This window comes from Streptomyces sp. NPDC023157, assembly GCF_055560575.1.
Genome location: NZ_JBVHIL010000001.1, coordinates 212,064 through 235,530, shown reverse-complemented (window position 1 = coordinate 235,530; position 23,467 = coordinate 212,064). Strand labels below are relative to the sequence as shown.

Below are 23,467 nucleotides of genomic sequence, written 5' to 3'. Positions count from 1 at the left end.
GGCCATGGCCGGGGCTGGGGCCGGGGTCCTGGTCCGTGCCCGAGTCGGACGCGCCTGAACCGTCCGCGTCGCCCGCCCGCGCCCCCCGCCCCGCGCCCGCCTCAGCGTCCGCGCGGTGCCGTCCACTCCAGGCGGGTCCGGGTCCGGGGGTCCGTCACGTGTTCCAGGGCGGCCAGGGCCGTCTCGCGGGCGGGGCCGTCCGGGTCGCCGTCCGCCAGGATGCGGGCCAGCGCCTCCACGGCGCGCGGGTCCTGACGGATGGCCAGGCCCCGCGCGGCCTCGGCCGCCGTCTCCGGGTCCGGGTCGGCGAGCCGCGCGGCGAGGGCCTCGCGTACGAGGGGGGTGTCGTCGGGGAGTTCGGCGAGCGCGAGGGTGGCCCAGTCCCGTACCCGGGGCTCATGGTCCCGGCTCAGCCCGAGGAGCACCCCGACCGCCTCGGCGTGCCCGGCTGGTACGAGTCCGGTCAGCGCGGCGGCCGTCTGGCGCCGCACCTCCCCATCCGGATGCCCGGCGAGCCCGAGCAGCCCGGGCACGGCACCCGGGTCCGCGCACTGCCCGAGCGCGACGGCCAGGGAGAGGGCGGGCTCGCGGGGGACGGGCGGGGCGTCGGCGGGCGGGGGCGTGGGGGCGGGGACGTCCGGCGGGCCGGCCGAGGCTCCGGCCTCGGCGCCCGCTCCGGCCACGGAGTCAGCCCCGGCCGAGGCCCCGGCTGAGGCCACTGCACGGGCCCCGGCCGAGGCCCCGGCTGAGGCCACTGCACGGGCCCCGGCCACCGAGTCAGCTCCGGCCGCAGCCCGGGCCGAGGCCCCGGCTTCGGCCGCAGCCCCGGCCCCCGCCCCCGCCGAGGCGGAGCCCCCGCCCCCACCCCCGGCGCCCCGCAACCCCGCCCCCATCTCCCCCGCCAGCCCCCGCAACACCGGCAGCCCCCGCGCTCCGTGACCCGGCAGGCCGGCGAGGACCTGGATGCCGAGGGCGCGGCGGAGGGGGTCGGGGGTGGTGCACCAGGTGGTGGCGGCCGTGGCGACGGTTTCGTCGGGGCGGACGGTGAGGGCGGCGACGGCTGTCGTCCAGGCGTCCTGGGCGGGGTCGCCGCAGTGCAGGGCGCGTCGGGCGAGCTCCTCGTGCGGGGTGCGGAGGCCGAGGGCGCCCTCCAGGAGGGTGGCGATGGCCGCGTGGCCGGTCTGGCGTTCGTCGCCGCGGGTCGGCGCGCCGTCCTCGCGCAGCAGCTCGACGATCACGGTCACGCCGCCGTCCTCGGGCACCCGCCGCACCACCGCCTCGTAGGTGTCCCCGACGCCCCCGCCTTCGACGAGCCCGCGCCGCAGCACCGCCGCCATGTCCGCGCCGATCCACCGCCGCGCCTCGTCGAGCGCCTCCGCCCTGCTGCCCGCGCCGTGTTCGAGCAGCGCGCGGACGCAGGAGGTGGAGCCGCGCCGGGCGGCGGCCACGAGCGGGGGGAGTCCGTCGGGGCCCGGCCGGTCCGGGGCGGCGCCCGCTTCGAGCAGCTCGCGCACCACCTCGGTGTGGCCGAGCCGGATCGCCCAGGCCAGTGCGGTGAAGCCGTAGCCCTCCTCCTGGTCCGGGTCCGCGCCCGCGGCCAGCAGCGCCCGCACCACTTCGGCGTGGCCGCCGCAGGCCGCCCCGCAGAGCGGCAGGTCGGCGTCGTCCTCGCCGCCGCGCCGGGCCGGGTCGGCCCCGGCGGCGAGCAGCAGCCGGACGGCCACGGGCTGGTTGCCGACGGCCGCGCGGTACAGCGCGGTCTCGCCGTCCTCGCGTGTCTCGGGGTCGGCCCCGTCCCGGAGGGCCCGTACGACCCCGTCGTCGTCCCCGTTCCACAGCGCTTCGAACAACGTGCTCATGCGCCCGACCCTCACCCGAGTCGCCCGAACGGCGCAAATCCATTCCTTGACGTACGGTCAGGGCGCGCATTCCAGAACGGTGGCGCACACCCCGCACCGGGCCTTGACCCGCCCCCGGGCGGGCGCCACGCGCAGCCGCTGTCCGCAGACCGGGCAGGGGAAGACGCCGTCCCCGCCGGCCCGGGCGCGCCGCCGGGCGGCCCAGCCGGCGCCGACGAGCGGCGGGTGCCGCCAGTCGCGGGCGGCCTCCTCCCGGCCCCGTACCCACGCGTCGTACGCCACCGCGCTGGTGAACCACGGGGAGGGGTCCTCCCCGAACACCTCGGCCCGTTTGGCGAGGACGTAGCCGAACTCCTCGGGCGTCAGATAGCCCAGCTTCTGGCTGGACATGCCGTCCTGCCGGAACGCGTCGAGCAGCAGCCAGCCCGCGCCGAGGTAGGTGGTGACGACATCGGTCAGGATCTCGTTCTCGGCTGTCGTGGGGAAGGCGAGCCCGAGGCGGTGCAGCAGCACATGGGTGATCTCGTGCGCGAGGGCGGCGCCGATGTCCCGGCGGTGGGCCGGCCGGGCGAAGCGTTCGTTGAGCTCGACGAAGTACTCCGGACCGGCCGTCAGTTCGACGCCCGCCGCGTGGTCCATCGCGCGGAAGCTCACCACCATCCGGGCGTCGGGCAGCCGCAGGTGCCGGACGAGGGCGCGGGCCGCGGCCTGCGCGCCGAGGTGGAGCCCCTCCAGGTCCTCGACGGCGACGTCGGAGGCGGGGAGGCTCGTCTCGTAACGGCGTACGCCGTCGGGGGAGAGGCGCCGGTAGAGCGCGCGGATGGCGGCTCGGACCGTGTCGAGGTGCGGGAACCCGTGGACGACACGGGAGACTTCGTCGCTGTGCGGCATCCCGGACCACCCCCTGCCGTCCAGGGTACGGGCGGCGTGGCCGGTGCCCCTGGGCATCCACCGCCTGGCCGAAAAGGCCTCCTTGTTGCCCCCGTCGGGCGCTGTCCATAATCCGGACCACGTCTTGACGGGCTCATGCCATCAAGATCAACCCCCCATGAAGGAAGGCAGTCGCATGCAGAAGCACAGTCTGGTCCGCGCGCTGCAGAAAATCGCCGCCGCCGGCGCCGTCGTCCTCGCCGCCGTCAGCCTCCAGCCCACCACCGCCTCGGCCGCGCCCGCGCCGGTCGTCGGCGGAGTCCGCGCCGCCCAGGGCGAGTTCCCCTGGATGGTCCGGCTCTCGATGGGCTGTGGCGGCTCCCTGATCACCCCGCAGGTCGTCCTCACCGCCGCGCACTGTGTGAACGGCTCCGGTGCCAACACGAGCATCACGGCCACCGCCGGAGTCGTCGACCTCCAGTCGAGCAGCGCCATCAAGGTCAAGTCGACCAAGGTGTACCAGGCCCCCGGCTACAACGGCCAGGGCAAGGACTGGGCCCTCATCAAGCTGGCCTCGCCGATCAGCAGCCTGCCCAACCTGAAGATCGCCGAGACCACCGCGTACAACAGCGGCGACTTCACCGTGGCCGGCTGGGGCGCCGCCACCGAGGGCGGCGGCCAGCAGCGCTACCTGCGCAAGGCGGTCGTCCCGTTCGTCTCGGACGCCTCCTGCCAGGCGGCGTACGGCAGCTCCCTCGTCCCCGCCGAGGAGATCTGCGCCGGGTTCAGCCAGGGTGGCGTCGACACCTGCCAGGGCGACTCCGGCGGCCCGATGTTCCGCAAGGACAACACCAACGCCTGGGTCCAGGTCGGCATCGTGAGCTGGGGCGAGGGCTGCGCCCGCGCCGGCTACCCCGGCGTCTACACCGAGGTCTCGACCTTCGCCTCCGCGATCAAGGCGGCCGCGGCCACGCTGTAGCGGCCACGTGAACACACGGGGTGCCCGGGCGCGAAGCCCCGGGCACCTTCGTGCGTACGGGTCTCCACCGGGCGCCTTCGCGCGTACGGGGCCCCTGCGGGCACTCCGGTACGTACGAGTCTCCCGCGCGCACCTCCGCGCGCCCCACCCCGCGCCGCCACGCCCCCGCGCACCCCGCCTCGCCCGCCCCCGCCCGCACCCCCTCGCCCCCCTACCCCAACTCCACCCCACCCCCCGCCCCGCCCTCCAGCTCCAGCACCCACACCTCGTTCGGTCCCTCCCGCAGCACCGGGCCCGGGACGAACAGGGCGTCCTGGGGGCCGGTGTTCCAGTAGCGGCCCAGGCAGAAGCCGTTGACCCAGGCGTAGCCGCGGGTCCAGCCCGGCAGGCGAAGGGTCGCGTCGCCGGGGGAGGGGACGGTCACGGTGCCGCGGTGGAGGCCCGGGCCCGCGGTGGCCGGGGCCGGGGCGAACGGCACCTTGTCCACGGCCGCCGCCTCGAAGGCGTCGAGCCGCAGGCCCCGGGCCCGTACCCCGTGCAGGTACTGCCGTTCGTGCCGGATGCCGCCCGTGACGCCCTTCGGTTCCGCGAGCCGCGGCCCGTAGTTGACCCGACCCAGGGACTCCACCCACAGCTCGACGACCGCGGGCCCCGCCACCGGCTCCGGCAGCACGGCGTCCTCCGTGTCGAGCACCCCGGCGAGGATCCCGTCCACGTACACCGAGGCCCGGTCGCGCAGCCCGGTCACCGCCAACGGGTACGGCTGCCGGGGGCCCGGCACCTGCACCCGGTAGCGGACCAGGCCCCGGTCCACGCCCAGCTGTTCGAAGGTCGGCGGCGTCGGCGAGACCGTCTCGGCGTCACCGAGCACCGACAGCACCTCCGCGAGCGGCGCCCAGCCGTCCATCGCCCCGGCGGCGGGCGCGCCGATCCGGGCCGGCGGCTCCGGCACCTCGGGCAGCGGCCCCTCCGCGTACGCGGCAAGGACCTCGCGGAAGCGCCAGAACTTCTCCGTCGGCAGCCCCACCTCGTCGACCGGCGCGTCGTAGTCGTACGACGTGACCGTCGGCCGCAGCTCCCCCTCGTGCAGCCGCCCGGCCCGGTTCGCCCCGGCCCACCCGGCGAAGCTGGTCCCGCCGTGCGCCATGTAGATGTTCACGGACGCCCCGCACTCCAGGATCTCCCGCAGCGTCGCGGCGGCGTCGGCCGCGTCCCGCCCGACGTGCTCCGTGCCCCAGTGGTCGAACCAGCCGCACCAGAACTCCATGCACATCAGCGGGCCGCCCGGCTGGTGCCGCCGCAGCGTCGCGAACGCCTCCCGCGCCCCCGAGCCGAAGTTCGCCGTCGCGAGCACCCCCGGCACCGAACCGCCCGTCAGCATGTGGTCCTCCGGGCCGTCCGAGGTGAACAGCGGCACCTCCACCCCGCAGGCGAGCAGCAGGTCGGCGACCCGCCGCAGATAGCCGGCGTCGGTGCCGTAGCTGCCGTACTCGTTCTCCACCTGCACCAGGACCACCGGACCGCCCCGGCCGATCTGCCGCTCCACCACCTGCGGCAGCAGCCGCCGGAACCAGCGCTCCACATGCGCCAGGTACTCCGCGTCGTCCGTGCGCACCCGCCGCCCGAGCGGCCCGGTCAGCCAGTGCGGCAGGCCGCCGTTCTCCCACTCGGCGCAGATGTACGGGCCGGGGCGCACGATCGCCCACATCCCGGCGTCCGCCACCGCGTCCAGGAACCGCCCGAGCGCGTCCACGTCCCCGTAGCGGCCGGGCTCCGGCTCGTACAGGTTCCACGGCACGTACGTCTCGACGCAGTTGAGGCCCATCGCCCGCAGCATGCCGAGCCGGTGCGCCCACTGCTCCTCGTGCACCCGGAAGTAGTGCAGCGCCCCCGAAAGCAGCCGCACCGGCCGCCCGTCGAGAAGAAAGTCCTCGTCACCCACCACGAACTCGCTCATGCGCCTCACCTTCACCCTCTGGCGGCGAACCGGTCCATGGACAAAGATCGTCGCAGTTTGGACCTTCGAGGGCGCTGAGGAGGAGGCTGCCACGCGATGTACCACACCTGGATGCGCTACTTCACGCCCGGACCCGTCCACCACCGCCTCGGCCTGGTCTGCCTCGGCGTCGGGCTCCAGCACGGCACGCTGCCCACCGTCGGCCCGCGCACCCTCGACCACCACGTCGCCGTCCTCGTCAGCTCGGGCGGCGGCTGGTACCGGGGCCCCGACGGGCGCCGCACCACCGTCACCGCCCCGGCCGTCATCTGGCTCACCCCCGGCGTGCCCCACCACTACGCCGCCGACCCCGGCACCGGCTGGGACGAGTCCTTCGTCGACTTCACCGGGCCCGCCACCGCCACCTACACCGAGCTCGGCTACATCGAACCCGACCGGCCCGTCGTCCCCCTCGCCGACGCCGCCCCCGCCCGCGCTGCCATCGGCCGCATCGCCCGCGCCGCCCGCCCCGGCAACCCCTTCCTGGAGGTCGAGACCGGCGCCGCCGTCCACGAGCTCCTCGTCGCCCTGCGCCGCTCCCGCGCCGACACCAACGCCGACGGCGACCCCGTCCTCACCGCCCTCGCCCGTGACGCCTTCAGCCGCCTCAGCGTCGCCGAACACGCCGCCCGGCACGGCATGACCGCCGCCGAGCTGCGCACCGCCGTCCGCCGCGCCGCCGGCTGCAGCCCCAAGGACTACCTGCTCACCGTCCGCCTCGGCCGCGCCAAGGAACTCCTCGCCGGCACCGACCTCCCGGTCGCCGCCGTCGCCCGGCGGGTCGGCTACGACGACCCCGCCTACTTCTCCCGCCTCTTCACCCGCCGCGTCGGCACCGCCCCCATCCGCTTCCGCGAACAACAGGGCAGAGCCGTCCCCGGCGGCTGGAGCACCACCGTTCCGGATCCCGAACACCCGCCCACGATCCTGCCGAGATCCGGATAAGGTCGCTGCTCATGAGCGAGTCCAGCGAGCCCGGCGACACCAGGGGCACCCACGGCACCAGCGGCACCGGCGAGGCCGGGGGCACCGGCGGCATCGATCCCTCCGTCGTCGCCGAGCTGACCCGGCTGCGCGAGAGCATCGACAACATCGACGCCGCCGTCGTCCACATGCTCGCCGAGCGCTTCAAGTGCACCCAGCAGGTCGGCGTCCTCAAGGCCGAGCACGAGCTGCCGCCCGCCGACCCGGCCCGGGAGGCCCGGCAGATCGCCCGGCTGCGGGAACTCGCGGGGAACGCGAAACTGGACCCGGCCTTCGCGGAGAAGCTGCTGAACTTCATCATCGCGGAGGTCATCCGGCACCACGAGACGATCGCGGACGGAGCACGCTGATGGCCCGGGTCACCGTATTCACGCTGGGCGGCACCATCTCCGCGCGAGGCGGTGACGCCTCCCGCATGACCGGCACCGAGGTGCTCGCCGAGCTCGGCGTCGCCCCCGAGGGCGTCGACGTGGAGCTCCGCGACTTCCGCCGCGTGCCCAGCTCCTCGCTCTCCTTCGAGGACCTCGCGGCCCTCGCCGACGAGGTGCGCGCGACCGTCGCCGCCGGCTCCGGCGCGGTCGTCGTCCAGGGCACCGACACCCTGGAGGAGACCGCCTTCCTCCTCGACCTGCTCTGCACCACCGAGGAGCCGATCGCCGTCACCGGCGCCATGCGCCGCCCCGACCTGCCCGGCGCCGACGGCCCCGCCAACCTCGCCGCCGCGCTCGCCGTCGCCGCCGACCCCGGCTGCCGCGGCCTCGGCGTCCTCGTGGTGCTCGCCGACGAGATCCACGCCGCCCGCTTCGCCCACAAGGCCCACACCACCTCGATCGCCACCTTCACCTCACCCGGCGCCGGACCCCTCGGCGCCGTCGTCGAGGGCGAGCCGCGGATCCTGCTCCGCCCCGCCGTGCCGTCCCGGCTCTGCCCGCTCAGCGTCGACCCCGCCGTACGGGTGGCCCTGCTCACCCTCTCCCTCGGTGACCGAGGCGAACTCCTCGACGCCGTCGCCGACCGCTACGACGGCCTCGTCGTCGCCGCCTTCGGCGCCGGCCACGTCCCCGCCGGGCTCGTCGAACCCCTCGCCGCGCTCGCCGAGCGCATCCCGGTCGTCCTCGCCTCCCGTACGGGCGCGGGCGCGACCCTCTCGCACACCTACCGCGGCCCCGGCTCCGAGTACGACCTGCTGCACCGCGGCCTCGTCCCGGCCGGCCCGCTCGCCCCCGCCAAGGCCCGGCTCCTGCTGCACGCCCTGCTCTCCAGCGGCGCCAAGGGACCCGCCGGATACGACCGGCCCCGGATCTCGGCGGCCTTCGCCCACCTGGACGGCGCGGGCCTGGCGTAGGGCCTGTCCGAGCCCTTCGCATCGGACCTGTCCGAGCCCTTCGCTTCAGGCCCGGCCCGCCCGGCCCGCCCGTCGCGCCCGCTCCGAACGCCCCGGCCCGCCCCCGACGCGCAGGGCTCGGACATGCCCTGATCCCGAACCCGCCTGCCGGGGCAGGGCGGCATCAGGCAGCATGGCCCCCATGTCCGTACTGACGCGCGACGAAGCGCAGACCCGTGCCCAGCTCCTCGACGTCCACCGCTACACCGTGGAGCTCGACCTCACCACCGGCGACGAGACCTTCGAGTCGAGCAGTCTCATCCGGTTCACCGCCCGCGCCGCCGGGACCAGCTTCGTCGAGCTCAAGCCGGAAGCACTGCACTCCGCCGTCCTCGACGGCGAACCCCTCGACACCGCCGCCCTCGACGGCAACCGCCTCCCGCTCACCCTCACCGAGGGCGAGCACACCCTCAGCATCGCCACCACCATGCGCTACTCCCGCACCGGCGAGGGCATGCACCGCTTCACCGACCCCACCGACGGCGAGGCGTACGTCTACACCCAGCTGTTCATGGAGGACATCCAGCGGGTCTTCGCCGCCTTCGACCAGCCCGACCTCAAGGCCGTCTTCGAGATCACCGTCACCGCCCCCGAGGGCTGGACCGTCCTGTCCAACGGCGTCACCGAGCGCGGCGCCGACGGGCGCTGGACCGCCGCGCCCACCCAGCTGCTCTCCACCTACTTCGTCTGCGTCGCCGCCGGCCCCTGGCACTCCGTCCGCACCGAGCACGCCGGCCTGCCCTTCGGCATCCACTGCCGCCGCTCGCTCGCCCCCCACCTCGACGCCGACGCCGACGAGATCCTCGACATCACCAAGGCCTGCTTCGACCGCTACCACGAGAAGTTCGACGAGCCGTACCCCTTCGACTCGTACGACCAGGCCTTCGTCCCCGAGTTCAATCCGGGCGCCATGGAGAACCCCGGACTCGTCACCTTCCGCGACGAGTTCGTCTTCCGCTCCGCCGTCACCGACACCGAGCGGATGACCCGCGCCATGGTCATCGCCCACGAGATGGCCCACATGTGGTTCGGCGACCTCGTCACCCTGCGCTGGTGGGACGACATCTGGCTCAACGAGTCCTTCGCCGAGTACATGGGCTTCCAGACCATCAACGAGGCCTGCTCCGACCGCTTCGCCGACACCTGGATCGACTTCGGCGCCACCCGGAAGGCCTGGGGCTACGAGGCCGACCAGCGGCCCTCCACCCACCCCGTCGCCCCCGACCCGGACGCCGTCCCCGACACCGCCTCCGCCCTCCTCAACTTCGACGGCATCTCCTACGCCAAGGGCGCCTCCGCGCTGCGCCAGCTCGTCGCCTGGATGGGGGAGGAGGACTTCCTCGCCGGCATCAACATCCACTTCAAGCGCCACAAGTTCGGCAACGCGACCCTCGCCGACTTCATCGACAACCTCGCCGCCGCCACCGACCGCGACGTCCACGGCTGGGCCGAGCAGTGGCTGCGCACCACCGGCGTCGACGTCCTCACCCCGCGCGTCGAGGGCGAGGCCACGCGGTGGCGGCTCACCGTCGACCGCGAGGGCAGCCGGCCGCACCGCGTCTCCGTCGGCGTGTACGACCGCGACGCCGCCGGCGACCTCGTGCCGCGCGCCCGGCACGAGCTCGACGTCCCCCAGGCCGCCCCGCTCGAACTCACCGGCCCGCGCCCCGCGCTCGTCGTCCTCAACGAGGGCGACCTCACGTACGCCAAGATGCGCTTCGACGAGGTGTCGGAGGAGACCGCCCTGCGCGGCCTCTCCCGCATCCCCGACGCCCTGACCCGCGCCGTGATCTGGAACGCGCTGCGCGACATGGTCCGCGACGGCGAACTGGAGCCCGCCGCCTACCTGGAGACCGCCCTCGCGCACCTCCCCGAGGAGACCGAACTCGCCGTCGTCCAGGGCGTCCTGGGCTTCGCCCGCGGCCAGATCGCCGACCGGTACGTCTCCGCCGCCGACCGCCCCGCCGCCCTCGCCACGATCTGCGGGATCGCCCGTGACCTGATGCGCCGGACCGAGGACGGCGACGCGCCCGGCCTGCGCCTCACCGCCGTCCGCACCTACGTCGACAGCGCCACCACCCCCGACAAGATCGCCTCCTGGCTCGCCGACGGCACCGTCCACGGCGGCCCCGAGCTCGACCCCGAGCTGCGCTGGCGCATCCTCGCCCGCCTCGCCGTCCTCGGCGCCACCGACGAGGCCGCCATCGCCGCCGAACTCGACCGCGACCCCAGCGCCACCGGCCAGGAGGGCGCCGCCCGCTGTCGCGCCGCGCTGCCCACGGAGGAGGCCAAGGCCGCCGCCTGGGCGTCCATGTTCGACTCCGACGACCTCTCCAACTACCTGTTCACGGCCACCGCCCAGGGCTTCTGGAAGCCCGAACAGGCCGAGCTGCTGCACCCCTACGTGGCCCGCTTCTACCCGGCCGCCCTCGCCCTCGCCGACCGCCGGGGCCCCGCCATCGCCGAAGCCGCCGGCCGCTGGGCCTTCCCCGCCGACGCGGTCGACGCCGACTCCCTGGCCCTCGGCGACCGCCACCTCGCCGAGGACAAGCCGATCCCGTCCCTCCACCGCAAGCTGGTCGACCAACTCGACGACCTGCGCCGGGCGCTGCGGGTCCGCGGCTAGAGCTCGGTCCATCGTGGGCCTTCGCTCCGCTCCGCGGAGCGAAGGCCCACCTTCCCGTCCCCCGTTCGGGTCACACCACCCGACTCTCCGGACAAACCCCCAGAACCCCCGGCACTCTGTCGTCCATGCGTGCCGCACCCCTCGCCGGAGGCGCCCCCGGCCCCGAGCAGCTCCGACCCCTTCTCGACACCGTCCTCGACGCCCTCCGCGCCGGCGCGGAGGACCGCGGCGGCCCCCTCCCGGCGGGCGGGCCCCGGGCGGTGGCCCATCAGGTGCGGGAGGCGCTGGGGGAGGCGCTGCCCGAGGACGGCACGGGAGGCGCCGAGGCGCTGTACGCCGTCGTGCGGGCGGTCACCGCCGGTGCCGCCGACCCCGCGCACCCGCTGTGCGCGGCGCACCTCCACACCCCGCCGCTCGCCCTCGCGGCCGCCGCCGACCTCGCCGCCTCCGTGCTGAACCCGTCCCTGGACTCCTGGGACCAGGCCCCCGCCGCCTCCGTGCTCGAAGAGCTGGTCACGGCCGCCCTCGCCGCCGAGGCGTTCCCCGCCGCGCCCCGCCCGGACGCCCTGGTCACCACCGGCGGCACCGAGTCCAACCAGCTGGCCCTGCTCCTCGCCCGGGAACGCGGCGGCACCGTGCGGACGCTCGTCGGAGCCAACGCCCACCACTCCTTCCGGCGCGCCGCCTGGCTCCTCGGCCTGCCCGAGCCGGTCCTCGTGCCGGCCCCGAACGGCACCATGGACCCGGCCGCCCTGGAACAGGCGCTCACCGACCTCCCCGGGCCGCTGCTGGTCGCCGCCACCGCCGGCACCACCGACGCCGGACTCGTCGACCCGCTCCCGGAGATCGCCGAGCTGTGCGCGGCGCACGGCGGTGCCGACCTCCACGTGGACGCGGCCTACGGCGGCCCGCTCCTCTTCAGCGACCGGCACCGCCCGCTCCTCGCCGGCCTCGACCGGGCCCGTACGGTCACCGTCGACCTGCACAAACTGGGCTGGCAGCCGGCCGCCGCCGGGCTGCTCGCCGTACGGGACGCCGACGACCTCGCCGTACTCGGACACAGCGCCGACTACCTGAACGCCGACGACGACACCGACGCCGGACTGCCCGACCTCCTCGGGCGGTCGCTGCGCACCACCCGGCGGCCCGACGTCCTCAAGACCGCCGTCACCCTGCGCGCCCTCGGCCGCTCGGGGCTCGGCGCCCTCGTCGACGCCTGCATGGCGCTCGCCGAGGAGCTGGCCGAACGGATCGAGAAGGCCCCGGGACTGGAGCTGTACGCCCGGCCCACCCTCACGACCGTCCTGTTCCGGCCGTACGGCGCTCCCGACGACACCGTCGCCGGGATCCGCCGCACCCTGCTCGCCGAGGGCCGCGCGGTCCTCGGCCGGGCCACGGCCGACGGGCGGCTCTGGCTCAAGGCCACCCTGCTCAACCCCCACGCCACCCCCGGCGACCTGGCACAGATCATCACCCTCGTGGAAGGCGGCATCGACCGATGACCGGCAGCACCCCCCCGCACGACCTCGACCGTCCGCACGACCTGGTGGGCGTCGGCATCGGCCCGTTCAACCTCTCCCTCGCCGCGCTCGCCCAGGGCGTCCCCGGCGGTCTGACCACCGCCTTCTTCGAGCAGCGGCCCGTCTTCCACTGGCACCCCGGCCTGCTCATCGAGGGCGCCACCCTCCAGGTCCCCTTCCTGGCCGACCTGGTGACCCTCGCCGACCCGGCCAGCCCGTGGAGCTTCCTCAACTACCTGCGCAGCCGCGACCGGCTCTTCCCGTTCTACTTCGCCGAGAAGTTCCACATCCAGCGCGCCGAGTACGACGCCTACTGCCGTTGGGTCAGCGGCCTGGTCCCCGGGCTCCACTTCGGGCACCAGGTCGACTCCGTCCGCTGGAACCCCGAACGGCGTCTGTTCGAGGTCGACTTCACCCAGCTGGACGCCGACGGCGAGGCCGAGGCGCTGGGCCGCGCGTACGCCCGCAACGTCGTCCTCGGCGTCGGCACCGAGCCGTACGTCCCCGAGCCGCTGCGCCCGCTCGCCGATGCCCCCGGCGTGCCCGTGATCCACTCCGCCGACTACCTGACCCACCGCGAGACCCTGCTCGCCGCCGGGCACGTCACCGTCATCGGCTCCGGCCAGTCGGGCGCCGAGGTCTTCCTCGACCTGCTGCGCGCCCGCCCCGAGGGGGCCGAGAAGCTGCACTGGCTGGCCCGCAGCGAGGCCTTCGCCCCCATGGAGTACTCCAAGCTGGGCCTGGAGCACTTCACCCCCGACTACACCCGCTACTTCCACTCCCTGCCCGAGCCGGTGCGCGGCGAACTGGTGCCCCGCCAGTGGCAGTTGCACAAGGGCATCGACGCCGACACCATCGCCGCCATCCACGACGAGCTCTACCGGCGCACCCTGCACGGCGGCTGGCCGGACGCCGTCCTCACCCCGGGGGTCCGGGTCCGCACGGCCGGCCGGGTCGCCACCACCAAGGTCGAGCTGCACCTGGAGCACGCCCAGCAGAACACCCGCTCCCGGCTCACCACCGACGCCGTGGTCCTGGCCACCGGCTACCGCGAGCGCCCGGTCGACCGGATGCTCGCCGGCCTGGACCCGTACCTGCGGCACGACTCCGCCGGCCGGCCCCGGATCGACAGCGCCTACCGGCTGGTGCTCGACGACTCGGTGACCGGCTCGGTCTACGTCCAGAACGCGGAGAAGCACACCCACGGCGTCGGCGCCCCCGACCTGGGGCTCGCCGCCTGGCGCAGCGCCGTCATCCTCAACTCGGTCACCGGTGAGGAGCCGTACCCGCTGCCCCGCCGCACCGCCTTCACCACCTTCGGCCTGGACGCGCGAGAGGCGCCGAGCATCCCGGCACAGGGCCAGAAGCTGACGCCTCTCACGCAGAACGTATGAGTCCCCGGAGGGAGCCGTCCTAGAACACCGGCGCGCCGTCCCGGGTCAGCTTCCAGTCCACCGAGGCGAACAGGGACGGGTCGACGGTGCCCTTGGCCTTCACCCACTGGATGATGGTGTTGCGGATCTCGTCCGAGTTCGCCCACAGCTGCTGGGCCTTGGCCACGTGCGGGAAGGCGCCGCCGCCGCTGGCCCGGTAGTTGTTCACCGCGAGCACGAACTGCGCGGCCGGGTCGAGCGGCTTGCCCAGGAAGAGCAGGTTCGCGATCCGCTGCCCGGCCGGCTTGGCGATGTCGATGTCGTACGTCAGCCCGGACACGGCGTCGTAGTTGTAGTCCGGGGTGTTGTCCGCGTTGGTGAGCTTCGCGGTGTCGACGGGCGCGCCCGCCGGGGTCTGGACGTAGTACTTCGCCGAGTACTCCAGGTACTCCTTGAGCTGGGCGCCCGTCATCAGCCGGGCCTCCAGGGTGTTCTCGAAGGGGTAGAGCCCGGCGGCGTCCTTGATGGAGATGGTCCCGGACGGTATGCGGGCCGTCCGGGAGAAGCAGGAGGCCTGCGAGAGCACCGGCAGGTTCGCGTAGGCGCCGCCGGCCAGGGCCGCCTTCACCGTCTCGGCCTGGACGACGTTGATCAGGTCGATGATCGGCTCGTCCTTCCACGGCGCGTCGGCCGTGGTCATGGCGGCGGTGGAGGTGCCGATGACCTGGTTGACGTACGCGACGACCTTCTTGTGCTCGTCCGCGAGCAGCCCCGTGATCTCCGGGTCCTCGGCGACCGTGTTGGAGTTGAGGACCTGCGCGCCGACCTTCTCGACGGTCCAGCGGCCCTTCTCCCACACCAGGTCGAAGTCGAAGAGGGTGAGGCGCTGGCCCCACTTGAGCGGCTCGGACAGGACGACGTCCTTGCCGGTCTCCTTGTTGGCGATCCGGTACTCGGGGATCTCGGTGTGGGCGTGCCCGACGAGGATCGCGTCGATGCCCGGGACCTGCTCGGCGACGAGCCCGGCCGCGTTCTCGATGTACGGGAGCTGGTCACCGTACGAGGAGGTGCCGCTGGAGCCGGAGTGCGCCGAGACGACGACCACGTCGGCGCCGAGCGAGCGCAGCTTCGGCACCCACTTGGCGGCCTGCTCCTCCAGGCCGGGGAAGACCATCTTGCCGCTGACGTTGGCCTTGTCCCAGATGGCGATGCCCGGGTTGGTCAGGCCGAGGACCGCGACCTTGACGTCCCGCCCGTGCGGGGTGCGCAGCCGGTGGATGCTGTACGGCGGGAAGGCCGGGCGCAGGGTCTTCGCGTCGAGCGCGTTGGCGCCGAGCAGCGGGAAGTCGAGCTGGTCCTGGAACTTGCGCAGCACCGGGATGCCGTAGTTGAACTCGTGGTTGCCGAGCGCGGCGGCGTCGTAGCCGATGGCGTTCATGGCCTGTGCCATCGGGTGGACCGGGCCGCCGGCCTTGGTGATGGGGTCGACCTTGGCGTAGTAGTAGGACAGCTGGGTGCCCTGGATGGTGTCGCCGGCGTCGATGAGGAGGGTGTTGCAGCGCCCCTTCTCCTCGCGGACCTGCTCGACCAGGGTGGAGATCTTGGCGAGGCCGACGTCGTTGTGGGCCTTGTCGTCGAACTCCTTGTCGGTGAAGTAGTCCCAGTTGAAGACGTTCCCGTGCAGGTCGGTGGTGCCCATCACCGTGAAGGAGTACCGCTTCTGCGGACGCGGGCGGCCGTGGCCGGGGGCTCCGTCGTGGGCCTCGGCGGGAACGGCGACGGCGCCGGTGAGGGCCACTCCGGCCCCGGCGGCGGCCGAGCGCTCCAGGAACGTCCTGCGGTTCAGCGGCATGTGTGTTTCTCCCCTTTGGTTCTGTGGCGAAGGCGCCGACCGTGGCGCACAACGCGCGTAGATTCTGGCTCAGACCGCACCGTCGCAACAGACCTTTCGGGTTACGGAGTGGGAAAGTGTTCGGTATGACACAGCAGCAGCCCACCCCCGAGGCACCCCAGGTGACGGTTCGTGGCGAAGGCCGCCTGGAGGTCGATCCGGAGCTCGCCAGGATCGGTGTCTCGGTACGCGCCCGGGGCACCGACCGCTCCTCGGTCCTGGCCGCCCTGACGAGCCGGAACGCCGAGGCGATCGCCCTGGTCAAGTCGTACGGGGACGCCGTCGCCAAGCTGGAGACGGGCGCCCTCTCGGTCAGTCCTGAGCCCTCCCGGCACGGGCGTGGCGAGCGGGTGCGCGGCTACCAGGGCTGGGTGCGTCTGTCGGCGGAGCTGACCGACTTCACCGCCCTCGGCGAGCTGACCACGCGCCTGGCCGATCTGGAGTGGACCCGGGTGGACGGCCCGTGGTGGGCGCTGCGCCCGGACTCCCCGGCGTACGCGGAGGCCCGCAGGCAGGCCGTACGGGAGGCGGTGCGCCGGGCGCGCGAGTACGCGGAGGCGCTGGACTCCTCGCTGGTGGCGCTGCTCGAACTCTCCGACACCGGGCTCGGGCAGGGCGGTGGCCACGTACCGATGGGTGGGGCGCGGATGGCGTTCGCGGCGGAGGCGGTGGACGCGCCGGCGCCGATGGAGCTCGAACCGCAGCGCCAGACGGTCACCGCCGAGGTCGCCGCGCGGTTCACGATGGCCCCGCCCGCACTCTGAGACATCCGGTCCCCGGCCGCGAAAATCGCTCATCAGAGCAGGCGTTCGCACAGATTCAAGACTTGTCAACAACCTTTCACTGAAAGGTTGTTGAGTCGTCATGCCCGGCCCATTCGCTACCCGCCGGTAAGCCCTAGGCTCGCCTCATGCGCCGAGCAAAAATCGTTTGTACCCTTGGGCCCGCCACCGAAACATACGACCAGATCAAGGCGTTGGTCGAAGCCGGGATGGACGTGGCCCGTCTCAACCTCAGCCACGGCTCCTATGTCGAGCACGAGGAGCGCTACCAGCGCGTTCGCAAGGCCTCCGAGGAGACCGGCCGCAGCGTCGGCGTCCTCGCCGACCTTCAAGGCCCGAAGATTCGTCTCGGCCGATTCCGTGAAGGCCCCGTACTGCTTGAACGCGGTGACGAGTTCACCATCACCGTCGAGCCGATGGAGGGCGACCGCCACTGCTGCGGCACCACCTACGCGGGCCTCGCCGAGGACGTCACCGCCGGTGAGCGCATCCTCGTCGACGACGGCCGGGTCACCCTGGAGGTCGTCTCCGTCGACGGACCCCGGGTCCACACCCGGGTCGTCGAGGGCGGCATGGTCTCCGACAACAAGGGCCTCAACCTGCCCGGGGTCGCGGTCTCCGTCCCCGCCCTCTCCGAGAAGGACGTCGAGGACCTGCGCTGGGCCCTGCGCGTCGGCGCCGACGTCATCGCCCTCTCCTTCGTCCGCAGCGGCCGGGACATCGAGGAGGTCCACCGCATCATGGACGAGGAGGACCGCCGGGTCCCGGTCATCGCCAAGATCGAGAAGCCGCAGGCCGTCGAGAACATCGAGGACATCGTCGCCGCCTTCGACGGCATCATGGTCGCCCGTGGCGACCTGGGCGTGGAGATGCCCCTGGAGCAGGTGCCGATCGTCCAGAAGCGGGCCGTCAAGCTGGCCAAGCGGAACGCCAAGCCGGTCATCGTCGCCACCCAGATGCTCGACTCGATGATCGACAACTCCCGGCCGACCCGCGCCGAGGCCTCCGACGTCGCCAACGCCGTCATCGACGGCACCGACGCCGTGATGCTCTCCGGCGAGACCAGCGTCGGCAAGTACCCGGTCGAGACCGTGCGCACGATGAGCCGGATCGTCGAGGCCGCCGAGGAGGACGTCCTCGCCAAGGGGCTGCCGCCGCTGACCGAGCGCAGCAAGCCCCGCACCCAGGCCGGCGCGGTGGCCCGGGCCGCCGCCGAGATCGGGGACTTCCTCGGGGCCCGGTTCCTGGTCGCGTTCACCCAGTCCGGCGACACCGTGAAGCGGCTCTCCCGCTACCGCTCGCCGATCCCGCTGCTGGCCTTCACGCCCGACCCGGCGACCCGCTCCCAGCTCAACCTCACCTGGGGCGTCGAGGCCTTCCTCGGCCCGCACGTCGACTCCACCGACGCGATGGTGGCGCAGGTCGACGAGGAGCTGCTGCGGATCGGGCGCTGCGAGAAGGGGGACATCGTGGTCATCACGGCCGGTTCTCCGCCCGGTGTGGCCGGCTCGACCAACCTGGTCCGGGTCCACCACATCGGGGAGCCCCCGGCGGAATGAAGGTCCCCCGGAAGCCGCAGTCGGGGCGTGACCTTGGAAATCGCGTTAATGTACCCCGGGTGGGATTCGAACCCACGCTAGATGGTGTTTGAGACCATTGCCTCTGCCGCTGGGCTACCGGGGCATCCTTCGAAACGAAGGGAGGCGGTCACCCGCCGTGCCCCTACCTTACAGGAGGTGGGTAGGCTCATGGGGAGCTGTATCCGCCTCGATGACCCTGCGAACGAGGCCTTGAACGAGGAGCCCGCGTGACCGCCCCCGAGTCGCCCCAGCCCGCCGCCGACGACGACGCCGACACGTCGCACGTCCCGCCGCTGACGACCCGCGTCGTCATCGCCGAGGACGAGGCCCTCATCCGCATGGACCTCAAGGAAATGCTGGAAGAGGAGGGCTACACCGTCGTCGGCGAGGCCGGTGACGGCGCCACGGCCGTCGAGCTCGCCCGCGAGCACCGCCCCGACCTCGTCATCCTCGATGTGAAGATGCCCGTCCTCGACGGCATCTCCGCGGCCGAGAAGATCGCCGGCGAGTCCATCGCCCCGGTCCTCATGCTCACCGCCTTCTCCCAGCGCGAGCTCGTCGAGCGCGCCCGCGACGCCGGCGCCATGGCGTACCTGGTCAAGCCGTTCAGCAAGAGCGACGTCGTGCCGGCCATCGAGATGGCCGTCTCCCGTTTCGCCGAGCTGCGCGCCCTGGAGCAGGAGGTCGCCGACCTCTCCCAGCGCCTGGAGACCCGCAAGCTGGTCGACCGTGCCAAGTCGATCCTCCAGACCCAGTACGGGCTCACCGAGCCGGCCGCCTTCCGCTGGATCCAGAAGACCTCCATGGACCGCCGCATGTCGATGCAGCAGGTCGCCGAGGCGGTCATCGAGGACGCCGAGGAGAAGAAGGCCGCGAAGGCCAAGGAGCAGTAGTCCGCCCCGTACACGCGAGGAAGGCCCGCCCCACGTCGCCGTGGGGCGGGCCTTCGTCCGTGGTGCCTACTCCTCGCCGAGGTACGTCTTGCGCACGTCGTCGTTGACGAGCAGGTCGGGGCCGGTGCCGGACAGCTTCACCGTGCCGACCTCCATCACGTACCCGTAGTCCGCGAGGGAGAGCGCGGCCTGCGCGTTCTGCTCGATGAGCAGGATCGTCATGCCCTCGGCCTTCAGCGCCGCGATGGTCTCCATGATCTTCTGCATCATGATCGGGGAGAGGCCCATCGAGGGCTCGTCCAGCATCAGCAGCTTCGGCTGGGACATCAGCGCCCGGCCCATCGCCAGCATCTGCTGCTCACCGCCGGAGAGGGTGCCCGCGGCCTGCTTGCGACGCTCGCCCAGGATCGGGAAGAGGTCGTAGGCCTTCTGGATGTCCCGCTCGATGCCGTCCTTGTCGCTGCGCAGGAACGCGCCCAGCTGGAGGTTCTCGGCGATGCTCAGCCGGGGGAAGATGTGCCGCCCCTCGGGGGAGTGGGCGAGGCCCAGCGAGACCACCTTGTGGGCCGGGATGCCGTTGAGCGGCTTGCCGTCGAAGGTGATCGTGCCGCCGGAGGGCTTGAGCAGACCGGACAGCGTACGCAGCGTCGTGGTCTTGCCGGCGCCGTTGGTGCCGATCAGGGCAACGACCTGGCCCGCCTCGACGGAGAAGGAGATGCCCTTGACGGCCTCGATCTTGCCGTAGGCGACCCTGAGGTCCTCGACCTCCAGAAGCGCGGTCACTTGGAGTCTCCTTCGGTGGTGCTGTCCGCGTCCTCCGACGCGGGGGTCCCGGCCGGGGCGGGGGCGTCGCCCTCGGCGGCCTCGTCGCCCGAAGCCTCCTCGGCGGTCTCGGCGGTCTCGGTGGCCTCGTCGTCCGAGGCCTCCTCGGCGTCCGACTCGGTCCCGGCGTCCGAAGCCTCCTCGGCCTCGCCCTCCGACTCCGGCTCCGACTCCGCCTGCGGCTCCGGCTCTGGCTCCGACGCAGCCTCGGCCGCGGCTTCGGCGGCCTCGACCTCGGCGGCCTCCTCCGCGCCGGGCGCGCCCTCGAAGGGCGTGCCCAGGTACGCGGCGACGACCCGCTCGTCGCCCTGGACGACCTCGGAGGTGCCCTCGACCAGCTTCTCGCCCTGGACGAGGACGGCCACCCGGTCGCACAGGTTGAAGATGAACTTCATGTCGTGCTCGATGACCAGGACCGCGATGCCGAGGTCGCGGATCGCGAAGACCAGCTCCTCGGTGGTGCGGGTCTCGGCCTGGTTCATGCCGGCCGTCGGCTCGTCGAGCAGCAGCAGACCGGGGTCGCTGGCGAGCGCCCGGGCGATCTCCAGCTTGCGCTGCTCGCCGTACGGCAGGTTGCGCGCGAGGTGCTCGGCCTTGGCGGCCAGGCCCACGAACTCCAGGAGTTCCATGGCCCGGGCACGGGAGGCCGCCTCCGCCCGCTTGAAGCCGGGGCCGCGCAGCAGCGCGGACCACAGGCCCTCCTTGGTCCGGGTGTGGCGTCCGACGAGGACGTTCTCCAGGACCGTCATGTTGGAGAAGAGGCGGATGTTCTGGAAGGTACGGGCGATGCCGGCCTGGGTGACCAGGTGCGGCTTGGGCGGCAGGACCGTCCCCTTGTAGCTGACCTGCCCCTCGGTCGGGACGTACAGACCGGTCAGGCAGTTGAAGAAGGTGGTCTTGCCGGCGCCGTTGGGGCCGATCAGGCCGACGATCTCGCCCTGGCGGACGGTCAGGTCGACCTCGCGGACGGCGGTCAGACCGCCGAAGCGCATGGTGACCCCGCGCGCCTCCAGGACGGCGGCCGCCGTCTCGGGCGTCTCCGTGCCGGTCTCGGTGGTGGTCGTCATGGCGTTCACGCCCCCGCCTTCGCCGTACCGACACCGGACTCCGCGTCGGCGGGCTGCCGTTGCTCCGGTACGTCGGGCTGTTCGTCGTTCTCGTGGAATTCCAGCTTGGCGCGCTTGTTGGCGATGAGGCCCTCGGGGCGGAAGCGCATCAGCAGGATCAGGGCGATGCCGAAGCCGAGCAGCTGGTAGTCCTGGAGGAAGGACAGCTTGGCCGGGATCAGGAAGAGCAGCGCGGAGCCGACGATGGGACCGCTGATCGTGCCCATGCCGCCGAGGATGACGGCCGCGAGCAGGAAGGCGGAGTTCGGCGGCACGGGGCCGGCGAAGACGTAGTTCTCCGGCACCACCGTGGTGTTGACGTGCGCCTGGACCGTGCCGGCGAGGCCGGCCAGGGCCGCGCCGAGGGCGAAGGCGACCAGCTTGACCCGGAAGCCGTTGATGCCCATGGCGGTGGCGGCGGTCTCGTCCTCGCGGATGGCGACCCAGGCCCGGCCGATGCGGCTGTTGCCGGCGCGGGAGAAGACCACCACGACCAGCGCCATGATGAAGATCATGAGCAGGTAGTAGTTGGCGTACGCGCCGAGCTCGACACCCAGGACGGTGTGGGACTCCCCGAAGTTGTAGCCGAAGAACTCCAGCTGCGGGATGTTCGGGATGCCGTTCGGACCGTTGGTGATCTTCGGGCCGGAGGTGCCGTCGAGGTTGCCCATGGCGATGCGGAAGATCTCTCCGAAGCCGAGGGTCACGATGGCGAGGTAGTCGCCGCGCAGCCGCAGGGTCGGCGCGCCGATGACGACGCCGAAGACCAGCGAGGCGGCCATGCCGGTGAGGGCCGCGGCCCAGAACGGGAACTGGACGCCGAAGGCGGAGGAGGTGGCACCGGAGACCAGGGCCGCGGTGTACGCGCCGACGCCGAGGAAGGCGACGTAACCGAGGTCGAGCAGACCGGCGAGACCGACGACGATGTTCAGGCCGAGGGCGACGGTCGCGAAGATCAGGATGTTGACCGCGATCAGCGTGTACGTGTCGCCGCTCTGCTGGATGAACGGGAAGGCGATCGCCATGACCAGGCTGGCCGTGACGGTCACCTGGCGGTTGCGCGCCGTCATCTGCGAAAGGCGCCCGGTGAGACCGGACTTGACCAGAGCCGTGGTGGAGAAGCCGACCAGGATCAGGTACGCGATGAAGAGCTGCGGCTCCGAGTCGTCGGTGTCGATGCCGAAGGTGACCACGAAGAGGCCCAGGGCGAAGACGGCGACGATGATCAGGACCTCGGCCCAGGAGGGGAGGGCCTTGGCGCGGGCCGGCCGGCGCGTGTCGTCCGGCAGCTTGTACGCGGCGAGCGCCGGGACGGCCGAGGCGACGACGGCGACACCGGCGCCGGGCTCCAGGTCCACCAGGGCGCCCAGCTCGACGACGATCGAGAGCGCCGTGAACAGGGTGGTGGCGAAGGTGCCCAGGGCCACGATCCACAGCGCCTTGCGGGAGCCGGCCGGGGTGAGCCAGCCGAGGCCCTTCACGCCCAGCGCGGAGAGCGCGTAGGCGGCGGTGAGGACGGCTCCGACGAGGGTGAGCAGCTGGAGCGGGGCGGGGTTGCCGTAGATCGTGAGGTTGCCGGGGAAGTCGGTGGTCCACGTCCAGGCGAGGAAGGCACTGACGGCGGTCGCGACGCTGCCGCCGACGACCGTCCAGAGCAGGCCGGCGGGCTTGCCGGCGGCCGGGGCCGCGGCCTCGGGAGCCTCGGTCTTGGTGAGGTTCTCGCTCATGCCGCTCACGCCCTGTCCGCGACGCGCTCGCCGAGCAGGCCCTGGGGCCGCACGAGGAGGACGACGATGAGGAGGACGAAGGCCCACACGTTGGACCAGGCACCGCCGCCGAGCTGCTGCATGCCGGGGATGTCCTCGATGTAGGCGATCGAGAGGGACTCGGCGATGCCGAGGACCACGCCGCCGACCATGGCGCCGTAGATGTTGCCGATGCCGCCGAGGACGGCCGCGGTGAACGCCTTGAGGCCGAGGATGAAGCCCATCTCGAAGTTGATCTGGCCCTTGTCGAGGCCGTAGGCGACCGCGGCGACGGCGGCGAACGCGGCACCGATGGCGAAGGCCATGACGATGATGCGGTCGGTGTTGATGCCCATCAGCTTCGCGGTGTCCGGGTCCTGCGCGGTGGCCTGCATGGCGCGGCCGCTGCGGCTCTTGGAGACGAAGACGCCGAGGGCGAGCATGCACAGCGGCGCCAGGATGAGCACGAAGGCGTCGGCGCGCTGGATCGCCAGGTTGTCGAGGAGCTGGAAGGCCTCACCCTTGAACTCGGGGAAGCTGACGGCCTTCTTGGCGTCCGGGTAGAACTGCCAGACGAGCTGCTGGAGCGCGATGGACAGGCCGATCGCGGTGATGAGCGGGGCCAGCCGGGGCGCGCTGCGCAGCGGCCGGTAGGCGAACCGCTCGGCGGCGGTGGCGACGGCCACGGAGGCTATCGCGCCACCGACGATCATGAGCGGTATCGCCACCAGCAGGGACGTTCCGCTCGGCAGAGCGGTGTAGGTGGTGAGGGCTCCGAAGCCCCCGATCATGAAGATCTCGCCGTGGGCGAAGTTGATGAGCTGGACGATGCCGTAGACCATGGTGTACCCGATGGCGATGAGGCCATAGAGAGCACCGAGGGCCAGGCCGTTGGCCAGCTGTTGCGGCAGTTCGTTCACCGCAGGGCCTCCGATGAGCGTGTCGGATAAGACTCCGCGCGAGGGCGCTGTTTGCGCCCTCGCGCGGGTGTGGTTCAGGTGTGCGGTACTGCGGGGGGCGGGTCTCGCCGCCCGGGCCTCAGGGCCCGGGGGCGGAC

General features: G+C 72.8%; 18 protein-coding genes and 1 tRNA gene. 10 read left to right on the top strand and 9 right to left on the bottom strand.

Features of this window, described 5'->3' with window-relative positions:
- Positions 1–101 precede the first annotated feature (101 nt).
- Together ACZ3ZE_RS01105 and ACZ3ZE_RS01100 are read right to left on the bottom strand one after the other, a co-directional pair.
- On the bottom strand, positions 102–1,859 hold the full coding sequence (locus tag ACZ3ZE_RS01105) for an ankyrin repeat domain-containing protein (RefSeq protein ID WP_467256943.1): 1,758 nt from the start codon (positions 1,857–1,859) through the stop codon (positions 102–104).
- A 57-nt stretch (positions 1,860–1,916) separates the two neighbouring features.
- A complete protein-coding gene (locus ACZ3ZE_RS01100) occupies positions 1,917–2,750 on the bottom strand; it encodes a hypothetical protein (protein ID WP_361164749.1) in 834 nt (277 codons plus the stop codon).
- A gap of 175 nt (positions 2,751–2,925) precedes the next feature.
- Between ACZ3ZE_RS01100 and ACZ3ZE_RS01095 the strand changes: the two genes are divergently transcribed.
- Complete coding sequence (locus ACZ3ZE_RS01095) at positions 2,926–3,708, top strand: S1 family peptidase (protein WP_361164215.1); 783 nt, start codon at positions 2,926–2,928, stop codon at positions 3,706–3,708.
- Positions 3,709–3,919: 211 nt separating this feature from the next.
- Here ACZ3ZE_RS01095 and ACZ3ZE_RS01090 read toward each other — a convergent pair whose 3' ends face one another.
- A complete protein-coding gene (locus tag ACZ3ZE_RS01090; RefSeq protein ID WP_442304636.1) occupies positions 3,920–5,665 on the bottom strand; it encodes a glycoside hydrolase family 35 protein in 1,746 nt (581 codons plus the stop codon).
- A gap of 96 nt (positions 5,666–5,761) precedes the next feature.
- Between ACZ3ZE_RS01090 and ACZ3ZE_RS01085 the strand changes: the two genes are divergently transcribed.
- From ACZ3ZE_RS01085 to ACZ3ZE_RS01060, 6 genes are all read left to right on the top strand, one after another.
- Positions 5,762–6,649 carry a helix-turn-helix domain-containing protein gene (locus ACZ3ZE_RS01085; RefSeq protein WP_363291122.1) on the top strand — a complete coding sequence of 296 codons (888 nt, stop codon included), beginning with the start codon at positions 5,762–5,764 and terminating at the stop codon, positions 6,647–6,649.
- Between the two features lie 11 nt (positions 6,650–6,660).
- Positions 6,661–7,038, top strand: a complete 378-nt coding sequence (locus ACZ3ZE_RS01080; protein WP_361164221.1) for a chorismate mutase — start codon at positions 6,661–6,663, stop codon at positions 7,036–7,038.
- Positions 7,038–8,033, top strand: coding sequence for an asparaginase (locus tag ACZ3ZE_RS01075; protein WP_361164223.1), 996 nt, complete (start codon positions 7,038–7,040; stop codon positions 8,031–8,033). Before ACZ3ZE_RS01080 ends, ACZ3ZE_RS01075 begins: the two co-directional genes overlap by 1 nt.
- A 181-nt stretch (positions 8,034–8,214) precedes the next feature.
- Positions 8,215–10,698 carry an aminopeptidase N gene (gene pepN / locus ACZ3ZE_RS01070; protein ID WP_363291123.1) on the top strand — a complete coding sequence of 828 codons (2,484 nt, stop codon included), beginning with the start codon at positions 8,215–8,217 and terminating at the stop codon, positions 10,696–10,698.
- A gap of 125 nt (positions 10,699–10,823) precedes the next feature.
- Entirely contained in the window at positions 10,824–12,200 is a 1,377-nt protein-coding gene (locus ACZ3ZE_RS01065) for a pyridoxal phosphate-dependent decarboxylase family protein (protein ID WP_361164227.1), read from the top strand.
- Positions 12,197–13,612, top strand: coding sequence for a lysine N(6)-hydroxylase/L-ornithine N(5)-oxygenase family protein (locus ACZ3ZE_RS01060; protein ID WP_361164229.1), 1,416 nt, complete (start codon positions 12,197–12,199; stop codon positions 13,610–13,612). Before ACZ3ZE_RS01065 ends, ACZ3ZE_RS01060 begins: the two co-directional genes overlap by 4 nt.
- A gap of 19 nt (positions 13,613–13,631) precedes the next feature.
- Here ACZ3ZE_RS01060 and ACZ3ZE_RS01055 read toward each other — a convergent pair whose 3' ends face one another.
- On the bottom strand, positions 13,632–15,443 hold the full coding sequence (locus ACZ3ZE_RS01055; protein WP_467256941.1) for a bifunctional metallophosphatase/5'-nucleotidase: 1,812 nt from the start codon (positions 15,441–15,443) through the stop codon (positions 13,632–13,634).
- Between the two features lie 125 nt (positions 15,444–15,568).
- Here ACZ3ZE_RS01055 and ACZ3ZE_RS01050 point away from each other — a divergent pair, with 125 nt between their 5' ends.
- Complete coding sequence (locus ACZ3ZE_RS01050) at positions 15,569–16,246, top strand: SIMPL domain-containing protein (RefSeq protein ID WP_442304637.1); 678 nt, start codon at positions 15,569–15,571, stop codon at positions 16,244–16,246.
- Between the two features lie 146 nt (positions 16,247–16,392).
- Positions 16,393–17,823, top strand: coding sequence for a pyruvate kinase (gene pyk, locus ACZ3ZE_RS01045; RefSeq protein ID WP_361164235.1), 1,431 nt, complete (start codon positions 16,393–16,395; stop codon positions 17,821–17,823).
- Between the two features lie 51 nt (positions 17,824–17,874).
- Here pyk and ACZ3ZE_RS01040 read toward each other — a convergent pair.
- Positions 17,875–17,947: transfer RNA gene (locus ACZ3ZE_RS01040), tRNA-Leu, on the bottom strand.
- Between the two features lie 124 nt (positions 17,948–18,071).
- Here ACZ3ZE_RS01040 and ACZ3ZE_RS01035 point away from each other — a divergent pair.
- Positions 18,072–18,737, top strand: coding sequence for an ANTAR domain-containing response regulator (locus ACZ3ZE_RS01035; protein WP_329419736.1), 666 nt, complete (start codon positions 18,072–18,074; stop codon positions 18,735–18,737).
- A 66-nt stretch (positions 18,738–18,803) separates the two neighbouring features.
- Here ACZ3ZE_RS01035 and ACZ3ZE_RS01030 read toward each other — a convergent pair whose 3' ends face one another.
- From ACZ3ZE_RS01030 to ACZ3ZE_RS01015, 4 genes are read right to left on the bottom strand one after another with little or no spacing between them, the layout of a single operon-like run.
- Entirely contained in the window at positions 18,804–19,520 is a 717-nt protein-coding gene (locus ACZ3ZE_RS01030; protein ID WP_361164239.1) for an ABC transporter ATP-binding protein, read from the bottom strand.
- A complete protein-coding gene (locus ACZ3ZE_RS01025; protein WP_467257494.1) occupies positions 19,517–20,626 on the bottom strand; it encodes an ABC transporter ATP-binding protein in 1,110 nt (369 codons plus the stop codon). The genes ACZ3ZE_RS01030 and ACZ3ZE_RS01025 overlap by 4 nt, the downstream gene beginning before the upstream one ends.
- Positions 20,627–20,631: 5 nt before the next feature.
- On the bottom strand, positions 20,632–22,392 hold the full coding sequence (locus tag ACZ3ZE_RS01020) for a branched-chain amino acid ABC transporter permease (RefSeq protein ID WP_361164241.1): 1,761 nt from the start codon (positions 22,390–22,392) through the stop codon (positions 20,632–20,634).
- Positions 22,393–22,397: 5 nt separating this feature from the next.
- Complete coding sequence (locus ACZ3ZE_RS01015) at positions 22,398–23,330, bottom strand: branched-chain amino acid ABC transporter permease (protein ID WP_361164243.1); 933 nt, start codon at positions 23,328–23,330, stop codon at positions 22,398–22,400.
- Positions 23,331–23,467 lie beyond the last annotated feature (137 nt).